The organism is Aestuariivita sp. (genome assembly GCF_049276915.1).
Classification (GTDB): domain Bacteria; phylum Pseudomonadota; class Alphaproteobacteria; order Rhodobacterales; family Rhodobacteraceae; genus Aestuariivita.
On sequence record NZ_JBASXK010000118.1, the window covers coordinates 34641 to 45838 of the forward strand.

Annotated in this window: 10 protein-coding genes; 5 read left to right on the forward strand and 5 right to left on the reverse strand. The window is 64.2% G+C overall.

Going from position 1 to position 11198, the window contains the following annotated elements:
- Positions 1–171 precede the first annotated feature (171 nt).
- Positions 172–1542: an MORN repeat-containing protein gene (locus WAO69_RS12745; protein ID WP_422179707.1), complete on the reverse strand. Its 1371-nt coding sequence runs from the start codon at positions 1540–1542 to the stop codon at positions 172–174.
- 174 nt (positions 1543–1716) lie between these two features.
- On the opposite strand from WAO69_RS12745, the gene WAO69_RS12750 reads away from it, so the two are divergent.
- Positions 1717–3375, forward strand: coding sequence for an NAD+ synthase (locus WAO69_RS12750; protein ID WP_422179709.1), 1659 nt, complete (start codon positions 1717–1719; stop codon positions 3373–3375).
- Positions 3376–3460: 85 nt separating this feature from the next.
- The gene (locus WAO69_RS12755; protein ID WP_422179689.1) at positions 3461–4792 is read left to right on the forward strand and encodes an NAD(P)/FAD-dependent oxidoreductase; all 1332 of its coding nucleotides are present in this window, start codon (positions 3461–3463) and stop codon (positions 4790–4792) included.
- Here WAO69_RS12755 and WAO69_RS12760 read toward each other — a convergent pair whose 3' ends face one another.
- Both WAO69_RS12760 and WAO69_RS12765 read right to left on the reverse strand, forming a co-directional pair.
- Complete coding sequence (locus WAO69_RS12760) at positions 4793–5188, reverse strand: metallopeptidase family protein (RefSeq protein WP_422179692.1); 396 nt, start codon at positions 5186–5188, stop codon at positions 4793–4795.
- Between the two features lie 80 nt (positions 5189–5268).
- Complete coding sequence (locus tag WAO69_RS12765) at positions 5269–6192, reverse strand: MBL fold metallo-hydrolase (protein ID WP_422179694.1); 924 nt, start codon at positions 6190–6192, stop codon at positions 5269–5271.
- 217 nt (positions 6193–6409) lie between these two features.
- On the opposite strand from WAO69_RS12765, the gene gltX reads away from it, so the two are divergent.
- A complete protein-coding gene (gene gltX, locus WAO69_RS12770; RefSeq protein WP_422179696.1) occupies positions 6410–7735 on the forward strand; it encodes a glutamate--tRNA ligase in 1326 nt (441 codons plus the stop codon).
- 59 nt (positions 7736–7794) lie between these two features.
- Positions 7795–8901 carry an NAD(P)H-dependent flavin oxidoreductase gene (locus WAO69_RS12775; protein WP_422179698.1) on the forward strand — a complete coding sequence of 369 codons (1107 nt, stop codon included), beginning with the start codon at positions 7795–7797 and terminating at the stop codon, positions 8899–8901.
- Between the two features lie 18 nt (positions 8902–8919).
- On the opposite strand, the gene WAO69_RS12780 is transcribed toward WAO69_RS12775, so the two are convergent.
- Positions 8920–9492 (reverse strand): gamma-glutamylcyclotransferase family protein, encoded by a 573-nt coding sequence (locus tag WAO69_RS12780; protein ID WP_422179700.1) that lies wholly within the window; start codon positions 9490–9492, stop codon positions 8920–8922.
- Positions 9493–9586: 94 nt separating this feature from the next.
- Here WAO69_RS12780 and WAO69_RS12785 point away from each other — a divergent pair, with 94 nt between their 5' ends.
- A complete protein-coding gene (locus WAO69_RS12785) occupies positions 9587–10033 on the forward strand; it encodes an RrF2 family transcriptional regulator (protein ID WP_422179702.1) in 447 nt (148 codons plus the stop codon).
- On the opposite strand, the gene WAO69_RS12790 is transcribed toward WAO69_RS12785, so the two are convergent.
- Positions 10034–11198, reverse strand: a 1165-nt coding sequence (locus WAO69_RS12790) for an ABC transporter permease (protein WP_422179705.1), incomplete at its 5' end; no start/stop codon positions are given.

Sequence of the window (11198 nt, forward strand, 5' to 3'; positions counted from 1 at the left end):
TGCCTGGGGTTTATGTTGGCCCGCGAGTCGGCTCACAGACCAGCAGGGTTATAGGGCGAGGAGGCTGCAAGCAAAAGGGGAGAATCCGCTGCACCCGGCGCGTTTCCGCCGCATTGGGCCCGGTTTCAACCCCGGTGCCTCGCGCTGTCTGCCTGCCCGGCGCGCGCTGGCTCAGCCGTCATTTTGCAACGCGCCGTTTTCCCATGTGCCGGACTCTTCCTGACCGGTGGCATAGCGCATGGTTCCCGCCCCCTGGCGTTTGCCGTTCAGGAACGTGCCTTCATAGACATCACCATTGGCATAGGTCGCCACCCCTTGCCCATTGATCTCGCCGCTTTGCCATTGGCCTTCATAGACAAAGCCCGAGGCCATCTCGATCCGGCCCTGCCCGGCGCGCTGGCCATTGAAGAACTCACCCGTATAGACCGAGCCATCCGGATAGCTTGCGGTGCCCTGACCATGGCGCTGCCCGTTCAGCCATTCGCCCTCATAGCGATAGCCATCGGCATAGGTCATGACACCCTGACCGTGATTGCGCGCATCCTTGAACTGGCCCTCGTAGACAACACCATTGGCATAGACCGCACGCCCCATGCCGTCGATGACGCCCGCGCTCCAGTCGCCCTCATAGGTCGAGCCATCGGGATAGGTGATCTTGCCGGTGCCATCCGCCAGATCATCGCGAAAGGTGCCGACATAGACCGACCCGTCCGGATAGGTCACGCGGCCTTCGCCCTCGATGCGCCCGGCAACCCAGTTGCCGGTATAGAGAAACCCGTCCACGCCCCGGAAAGTGCCCTGCCCGTGGCGGCGGTCATCCAGGAATGCGCCCTCATAGACATCTCCATTGCCATAGGTGACCGTCCCCTGGCCCTGTCGCTGCCCGTCAGCCAGCGTGCCCTGGTAGACATCCCCATTGGCCTGCGTCAGCGTCCCGGTGCCGTTGATCTGCCCATTGGCCCAAAGCCCGACATAGGTCAGACCATCCGGCAGCGTCAGCGTGCCTTCGCCCTCGCGTTTGCCATCCACGATCTGGCCTTCATAGACCGCGCCATCGGGATAGGTGATCTTGCCCATCCCCTGTTTGACACCATTCACCCAGTCGCCGCGATACTCATAGCCGCCCGGGCTGGTCATCACGCCTTTGCCATCGTGCTGGGCATTGCGGAAACTGCCCTCATAGCGCACGCCATTTGCATAGACCGCCACGCCCTGCCCATTTATGACGCCGTCCAGCCAGCCGCCTTCATAGGTCGAACCATCCGAAAAGGTGATCTTGCCGATCCCGTTGGGCTTGCCCTTGGCGAAGGCACCTTCATAGACCGAGCCGTTGGGAAACTGCGCCACGCCCTGCCCGAGGATTTCGCCATCCACCCAGTCGCCGGTATAGGAATAGCCATTGGGCAGCGTATAGGTTCCGGTGCCGTGCTGGAGCCCGCCCTTGAACTCGCCCTCATAGATGCCGCCGTCTTCATATTGCTTGGTTTGCATCTGCGCGGCCAGTGGCCCGGCCGATGAAATGGCCAGTGACATGGCCAGCATCAGCGCTGCGATCCTGCTCAATCCCGACATGGTTTGTGTCTCCGACCTGTTCCTGGGGGCGTCCTGAAAGGTATGCGCAGGGGCCGCGCGCTTCAACGACTTTTGGTGCGCTTTGCCTTTTCCTCGGGCGGTGATCTGCTACATGGGCACAGCAAGCTTGAGAACGAGGGCATGATGGCTGACCGTTTCCGCATCACATTGGCGCAGCTGAACCCGGTTGTCGGCGACATTGCCGGCAATGCAGCGCAGGCCCGCGCCGCCTGGCAGGCCGGGCGTGAGGCAGGGGCCGACCTGGTGGCGCTGCCCGAGATGTTCATCACCGGCTACAATGCACAGGATCTGGTGATGAAACCGGCCTTCTACATGGCCGCGTTCGAGGCTGTTCAGCACCTGGCCAGAGAGTGCGCGGATGGCCCGGCACTGGCCATCGGCGGGCCCTATGTCGAAGGGACCCGGCTGTTCAACGCCTATTTCATTCTGCGCGAGGGGCGCATCGCCTCGACCCAGCTGAAACATCATTTGCCCAATGAAACCGTCTTTGACGAGGTGCGGATCTTTGAGTCCGGCCCCCTGGGCGGTCCCTACACCATAGGCGACACCCGCATCGGCAGCCCGATCTGTGAAGATGCCTGGCACGAGGATGTGGCCGAAACCCTGGTCGAAACCGGAGCCGAGTTCCTGCTGGTGCCCAATGGTTCGCCCTATTACCGGGGCAAGTTCGAAACCCGGCTCAACCATATGGTGGCCCGGGTGATCGAGACCGATCTGCCGCTGATTTATCTCAACATGGTGGGCGGGCAGGATGATCAGGTCTTTGACGGGGGCTCTTTCGCGCTGAACCGGGGCGGCAAGCTGGCACAGCTTTTGCCGGTCTTTGACGCCACGATTGCCCAGCTCGACCTGATCCGTGGTGCGCAGGGCTGGGACATCGTCGAAGCCGACAAGGCGCACCACCCCGACGAATGGGAGCAGGATTACCGCACCATGGTCACGGCCCTGAAGGATTACATGGCCAAGACCGGGTTCAAAAAGGTTCTGCTGGGCCTGTCGGGGGGCATCGATTCGGCGCTTGTGGCGGCGATCGCGGTTGATGCGCTGGGGGCTGAAAACGTGCGGTGCGTGATGCTGCCATCCGAATATACCTCGGCTGAAAGCCTCGAGGATGCGACCGCCGTCGCAACCCGCCTTGGGTGCCGCTATGACACCGTCCCGATCAGCACGGCGCGCGATGCAGTAAGCGAGACGCTCGCCCCGCTGTTTGCGGGCACCGAACCGGATCTGACCGAAGAAAACATCCAGTCCCGCCTGCGGGGTCTGTTGCTCATGGCGCTCAGCAACAAGTTCGGCGAGATGCTGTTGACCACGGGCAACAAATCCGAGGTGGCCGTGGGATATGCCACGATCTATGGCGACATGGCGGGGGGCTACAATCCGATCAAGGATCTCTACAAGACCCGCGTCTTCGAGACCTGCCGCTGGCGCAACGAAACCCATCGCGACTGGATGATGGGCCCGGCGGGCGCGGTGATGCCGGAGCGCGTGATCACCAAACCCCCCAGCGCGGAACTGCGCCCGGACCAGAAAGACAGCGACTCGCTGCCCGACTACCCGGAACTGGACGCGATCCTCGAGATCCTGATCGACGGCGACGGCTCGATTGCCGATTGCGTTGCCGCCGGCTTTGCCGCCGAAACCGCCCGCAAGATCGAGCATCTGATCTACATCAGCGAGTACAAACGCTTTCAGTCCGCCCCCGGCGCGCGGCTGACCAAACATGCCTTCTGGCTGGATCGTCGCTACCCGATCGTGAACCGGTGGCGCGATCCGGGCTGACCCCTGCTTCTTTCTGGTAAAAATACCCCGGTGCGGCGGTCGAATATGGCTGGACGCGGGCAAGGAATAGAGCAGACTTTGCCCCATGCCCGGCCCCATGCTCGATCCCGTTCCCACTGACATGACGCTGCCCGAGAGGGTGGATTGCGTCGTGATCGGCGGCGGGATCATCGGTACGTCAACCGCTCTGGAACTGGCCGAACGCGGCCTCAGCGTGGCGCTGTGCGAAAAGGGCCAGATCGGAGCCGAGCAATCCTCGCGCAACTGGGGATGGGTGCGCATGTCCTGCCGTGATCCGCGCGAAATTCCGCTGATGGCGGCAGCGATCCGGCAGTGGGAAGGGATGGAGACGCGCACGGGTCAGCGCATGGGATATGCCCAGACCGGAATCCTGTTCACCGCCCCCTCGGCGCGGGACTATGCAAAATATCAGCGCTGGGCCGAACATCTTGGCCCGTATCAGATCGAATCCCGGATGATCGAAGGGCACGAGCTTGACGCGCTCCTGCCCGGGCACAGCCTGCGCCTGAAGGGCGCGCTTTACACGCCCAAGGATGGTCGGGCCGAGCCGCAATGGGCCGCGCCGGGCATCGCCAAGGGCGCGCGCGCGGCCGGTGCCACGATCCACACGGGCTGTGCGGTGCGCTCGCTTGATATCCAGGCGGGGCGGGTCAGCGGGGTGATCACCGAAAAGGGACGTATCCGCTGTGACGCGGTGGTGCTGGCGGGGGGCGCGTGGTCGCGCCTGTTTGCCGGCAATGCCGGGATCGAGCTGCCGCAGCTCAGGGTGATCAATACCGTCATGCGCACGACCGCTGTCGAGGGTGGGCCGGAGGCCTCGGCCTGGGCGGCGGATTTCGCGATCCGCAAACGGGCGGATGGCGGCTTTACCATCGCCTGTGGCACCTACAGCGTGGTTGATCTGGTGCCGGACAACTTTCGCCTGATGCGCCAGTTTCTGCCGGCGTTGCGCGCGGAATGGGCATCCTTGCGCTTTCGCCTGTCGGATCGCTGGCGTCAGGAAGCGGGCGAGGCGCGCAGCTGGCTGCCCTCGCAGATCACACCGTTCGAGCAGACCCGCGTGCTGGATCCGCAACCTGTGGAGCGAATCATGCGGAGCAGCTGGGCGGCGGCGCGGCGGGCCTTTCCGGTGCTCAACCAGGCTCAGATCGCGCAATCCTGGGCAGGCATGATTGATGTCACACCCGATGCGATCCCGGTGATTTCCCCGGTCGAGACGCTGCCGGGGCTGTTCATCGGCACCGGTTTTTCCGGCCATGGCTTTGGCATCGGGCCCGGTGCCGGCGTATTGCTGGCGGATCTTGTCACCGGGCGCGCGCCCGTGGTCGATCCCCATGATTTCCGCCTCAGCCGGTTCAGCGATGGCAGCAAGATCCGCCCCATGGACGAGTTCTGATCATTCCCACCAGGGGTCGATGGCGGCGATCTGGGCATCGGACCAGCCGAAGTGATGGGCGAATTCATGGATGGTGACATGGGTCACCAGGTCCTCAAGCGAGACATCTGCCCGCTCGTTCAACTCGGCCAGGATGGGCTGGGCAAACAGCCATACGATATCCGGGCCGGCCGGGCTGTCCATCACGGATTTCTCGGTCATCGGGATGCCGTCATAAAGCTCCGTCAGATCTAGCGGATCGTCTATCTCCATCTCCTGCAGGATTTCTGCAGGCGGCCAATCTGTGACCTGGAGCACAACCTCGAAGGCCGCCCTGCGAAAGGCAGCCGGTAAGGCCTCGACCGTCGCCCGGGCGATGGTTTCGATCTGGATCAGGTGGGGATCGGACGCGGTCATGGCCCCTATCATAAGGCGCGGGCCGCGATCAGGAAAGACATGAGTGACCCTGCCCGCATCGGGGCAGGGTCGGTGATTTCTCAGAGCATCAGCTGATAGCTGTGCGGCACGTATTTGAACGAGTCGCCGTCCATTTCGACAAAGCCGACACCCGGCCAGGGCATGTGATAGCCGATCAGGGCGGCACCTTCATTGGCCATCATGGTCAACAGGCTGCGGCGGGTGGCGGCTGCGGCTTCCTTGTCCATGTCAAAGCGGACTTCCCAATCGGGATTTGCCAGAGACCAGACATAGTGATTGGCGAAATCCGCACCCAGCATCAGCAGTTTGCCGCCTGCATCGATCATATAGGTCATGTGGCCGGGGGTATGGCCGAAGGCTTCGACGGCGCTGATGCCGCTGGCCACGTCATTGCCGCCTTCCAGGAAGGTCATCTGATCGGCAAGCGGAGCAACCATGTTGTCATAGCCTTCGTTGCCTTTGCCCTTCCAGGAGTCAAATTCGACCCGACCGGTGACATAACGTGCATTGGGGAAGGTAGGCGCGCCATCTGTCATCAGACCGCCGATGTGATCGCCATGCATGTGGGTAAGGACGACCACATCCACCTGATCGGGCGTGTAACCGGCAGAGGCCAGCGCCGCGGTGGTGGCGGGTCCGTTCAGGCCGGTGTCAAACAGGATCAGTTCCGCCCCGGTGTTCACAACCGTGGGGGTAAAGAAGAACTGTGCGGCATCCGTGGGCAGCTTGGCCGCTGCGGAAACTGCGGCGAATTCCTCGGGCGTGACATTCATGCCGAAGATCGTCTGTGGATCGGGCACGGTGCGTGTACCGGCCAGAATCGTTGTCACTTCGAAATCGCCCATCTTGAAGCGGTTGAAGGGCGACATGCCCATACCCATCATGGGTGCACTGGCACTGACCTGGGTTGCGGCTGCGGCCAGAGGAAGGGCAGCGGCACCGGCCAATGCGGCGCGGCGTGTGAACTGGGGAGCGTCGGACATAGGCAATGGCCTCTCTTGAGTGATGAACAGTATCCAAGGATAGTGCGAGAAATCAGCGTGGCCAGAGTGTGTCGCGCATTCCGCGCCTGACAGGACCCGGTTTTCGGTAACAATGCCTTGATGACCGGTGCAGCCGTCCCGATTGCCCGCGAGAGTCCGGCCATTGCTGGACAATCCACAGCCCTTGTGAGAAGAGCGCGCCAACAGGAGACACCCGATGACCACCACTCGTTTTGCGCCGTCCCCCACCGGATATATTCACGTTGGAAACCTGCGCACCGCGCTGATGAATTATCTCATCGCCCGCAAGTCCGGCGGCACCTTCATCCTGCGCATTGACGACACCGATCCCGAGCGATCGAAAGAAGAATATGTCGATGCGATCAAGGAAGATCTGGAGTGGCTTGGCCTGACCTGGGACCGGATCGAGAGACAGTCGCTGCGTCTGGACCGGTATGCCGAAGCCGCCGATCAACTGCGCGCCATGGGCCGGTTCTATGAGGCGTTCGAGACGCCGACCGAATTGGATCTCAAGCGCAAGAAGCAGCTGAACATGGGCAAACCGCCGGTTTATGACCGCGCCGCACTTGCACTGACTGATGCGGAACGCGACGCGCTGCGCGCCGAGCGCGGTGAGGGTGTCTGGCGCTTCAAGCTCGATCAGGAACGGATCGAATGGAACGATGGCATTCTGGGCGATATCTCGATTGATGCCGCCAGCGTCAGCGATCCGGTTCTGATCCGTCAGGATGGTCAGGTGCTGTATACGCTGGCCTCGGTCGTGGATGATACGGATATGGGCGTGACCAATGTGGTGCGCGGCTCGGATCACGTCACCAACACCGCCACCCAGATCCAGATCATTCAGGCGCTGGGCGGTACGGTGCCAAGTTTCGCCCATCACTCCCTGCTGACCGGCCCGCAGGGCGAAGCGCTGTCCAAACGTCTGGGCACGCTGGCCCTGCGCGATCTGCGCGAACAGGGGGTTCAGCCCATGGCTCTGCTCAGCCTGATGGCGCGGCTTGGATCGGCTGATCCGGTCGAGCTGCGCACCGATATGGCCGAGCTGATCGAGGGTTTCGACATTGCGCGCTTTGGCTCGGCTCCGACCAAATTCGATGTCGAGGATCTGTTTCCCCTGACCGCGCGCTATCTGCATACGCTGCCTTTGGAGGCCGTCGCGGCTGAGATTGCGGCCATCGGCGTGCCGGCGGATCTGGCCGGGCAGTTCTGGACCGTGACGCGCGACAACATCACGACGCTGCATGATCTTGAGGGCTGGTGGACGCTGTTGCGCGATGGTGCCGAGCCGGTCATCGACGAGGAAGACCGCGCCTTCGTGGCCGAGGCCCTGACGCTTCTGCCCGAAGGCCCGTTTGACGCCGACACCTGGAGCACCTGGACAGCCGCCGTGAAAGACGCGACCGGACGCAAGGGCCGGGGGCTGTTCATGCCGCTGCGCAAGGCGTTGACGGGGCAAAGCCACGGCCCGGACATGAGCGCGGTGATGCCGCTGCTCCAACGGGTGCGCGCGCGCGACTGACGGTTGACGGTTCAGCCTCGCTTTTCGGCTCCGTGCGCGGCAGACTGCCCCGCAATTGCGTGGAACCGAAGGGAGCGCGCGCCATGTGGCCGGACCGCCGTCTGACCGATCTGCTGGGGATCGAGCATCCGATCCTGCAAGCCCCCATGCTGGGCAGTTGCACCCCTGAACTGGCCGCCGCCGTCACCGGCGCGGGCGGGCTTGGGGCCCATGCCTGCGGAACATTGCCTGCCGACGAGGTGCGCGCGCGTGCCCGCGCGGTGCGGGCGCTGACCAACGGTGCCTACAACCTCAATCTCTTCGTGCTGCCGGCAAACGCGGCCCCCGCGCAGCCGGGACCGCAGGCGCGCGCGGTTCTCGAAGCCGCCTATGCGCGCGCGGGGCTTGAGCTGGCGGACGGGGATCTGCCTCCGATCCCGGCCGCACCTGACCCTGAGGTGATCGACGCGCTGGTCGAGACGGCACCACCTGTCGTGTCCTTTCATTTCGGCCTGCCGGACGCCGTCGCGATGGACCGGCTGCGCGCGGCGGGTATCCGCATCTTCGCGTCGGCAACCTGCGTGGCCGAGGCGCTCAGGCTCGAACGCGCCGGGGTGGACGCGGTGATCGCGCAGGGCTGGGAAGCCGGCGGGCATCGCGGTTCATTCACTCCGGGCCTTCCAGCCGACGGCGTGGCCACGATGGCGCTGGTGCCGCAGATCGCGGACGCGGTCTCGGTCCCGGTGATCGCCGCTGGCGGCATCGCAGACGCGCGCGGCATTGCCGCGGCACTGGCGCTGGGGGCATCCGGCGTGCAGATGGGCACCGCGTTCCTGCGCTGTCCCGAGGCGGCCACCGATCCCCGCCGCCGTGCGCGCCTCGCGGGTGCCGATGACTCCGGCACCACCGTCACCGACGCCGTCTCGGGTCGGTCGGCACGGGGCGCGCGCAGCGCCTACGCCGCCGATATGGCACCGCTGGCCGGAACGCTTGCCCCGTTCCCGGCAATGTACGCGCTGTTGCAGCCGCTTCTGGAGGCCGGCGCAGGAGAGATGGACGCCTATGCCAGCTTCGATCTGTTTGGGCAGGCCGCGGCCCTCGGCGGCGAAGAGCCTGCCGCCGATCTTGTCGCGCGGCTGGCCCGGGAAACGCGGGAGCGGCTTGGTTGGCTGGGTCACGCGACCTGACCCTGCGGGGCGCTGGTCCTAGTCGGGGCGCAGCACCCGCGCCCCCACGCGCGCCAGTTCCTCGAAGACGAGCGCGTGTTCTTCCGGCGAAAGCCTTTGATGCCGGGGATAGCGCGGCTCGTCCCGGTCATCGAGAATCGGTGCACCCCAGCCATCGGTCGTGTCGAAGAACCGGGTGACGCCCTCCCGCCCGAAGTGGCGCAGATAGCCCTGAATGACCACGTCGAGATAGCTCAGAAGGATGGGATAGTCGTTGCTGGGGTGTCTGTGCCGGCCCTCGGGCACGGCATATACGGCAATCTCGGTCGCCTCGCTGCGGGTATGGATGACGCTTTGGCTGACCGGCACGCGTTCATAGGCCCATTCGCGCGCATCCAGCGCGGCCCAGTCATTGCCGGGCACATGGGCGATCATGCCGTCGATCTCGCAGGTGGGGTCCGCGACAGCCGTCAGAAAGGCTACCGGGCGCAGATCTGTATGACGCCAGGCGCGCCGCCATCCGCTCAGGCGGGCTGTCTGGGGATCGGGAAAGTCATGGGTGGCCGTGTTCACAAGGCTGCCATAGCCAAAAAAGTAAGGGGCAGGGGACATGCATCTTTCCTTGAGCTGAATTGATGTATGTCAAACCGTCATTTCCGCGGATGTGCAAGATGGTCAGCATCTGGTCGAAGAAAGGACTGTGTTCGTGCGCATTACGAAACGAACCAATATCGCCGTCAGACTGTTGATGTTCTGCGGTGCCAATGCGGATCGGCTGGTCACCAAGGCTGAGATTGCCCAGCGCTGCAATGTCTCGGAAAACCACCTGGCCCAGGTGATTAACCAATTGAGTCAACTGGGTTATCTGCACACGCAACGAGGGCGAAACGGTGGCATGACACTGGCGCGGGACGCCGGTTCAATCTGTATCGGGGATGTCTTTCGCGATGTGGAGGGCGACCTGCCGATTGCAGAGTGTTTTGCCGATGCCGACAACACCTGTCCGCTGGTTTCGGCCTGCCGACTCAGGCTGGCCTTGGCGGATGCGGCGCAGGCATTTTACGCCTATCTGGATGACATCACGCTGAATTCGCTGATCTGCGACAATGTCGATCTGCTGAAGATCCTGAACCCGGTCGCCTGCGGGCGCTGATCATTCGCGTGCACGCAGCACCTGCGCGGGACGGGCCGCAAGGGGTCGCCAGGCAAAGGCGAGCCCGGCCAGAAGCGTGGCCAGCACCCCGCCGCCCACGATCCCGAAGGCCGAGGGCCAGATCACGTTGAAATCGGTATCCATCACGAAATAGCTGACCGCCCAGCCGCCGCCGATCCCCGCCGCGAGGGCCACGATCCCGGCACCGGCACCCAGAATGGCGGCGCGCAGGGCAAAGGATTTCAGGATGCGGCCGCGTCCCGCCCCGAGCGTCTTGAGGACGGCAGCCTCGTAGGTGCGCGCGCCTTCGCCGGCGGCGGCGGCACCGATCAGGACCAGGAAGCCGGTCAGAAGCGTGGCGGCGGCACCATAGGAGGTGGCGGCCGCCAGACCTGCCAGAAGGTCGGTCACCTGATCGATCGCGTCACGCACGCGGATGGCGGTGATATTGGGGAACTGCCCGGCCAGATCGCGCAGGATCTGCGCTTCGGCCTCTTCCTCGGCATAGACGGTCGAGATGAAGCTGTGCGGTGCCCCGGCAAGGGCTGCGGGGTTCATCGACATGATGAAGCCGATCCCGGCGGTGGAAAAGTCGACTTCGCGCAGGGAGGTGATCTCGGCGGTGATATCGCGGCCGAGGATGTTGATGGTCAGCTTGTCGCCCAGCGTGAGGCCCATTTCCACCGCTTCCTCGGCGGCAAAGCTGATCTGGGGCGGGCCGTCGTAATCGGGGGCCCACCATGTGCCTGCTGTCAGGGTGGTGTTGTCGGGCAGATCGGTGGAATAGGTGACACCCCGGTCGCCTTCGAGAACCCAGTGCCCGCCCGCCACCTCGCGGGCGGGGCGATCATTGATCCGCGTGATGATCCCGCGCAGCATCGGTGCGCTGTCCACCCGGCTCACGGCAGGATCGTTTTCCAGCCGCTCGGTAAAGCCCGGCATCTGGTCGCGCTGAATGTCGACAAAGAAATAGGACGGGGCGACTTCGGGCAGATCGCCGGTGATGGCGTTGCGCAGATTCCCGTCGATCTGGCCCACCGCTGCAAGCACCGACAGGCCCAGACCCAGCGAGATCACCACCGAGGCCGCGCCCTCGCGCGGGCCGCTGATGGCCCCCAAGGCCCATCTCAGCGCGGGGCGGCCGCGTGCAGCGCGCCCCGAGCGG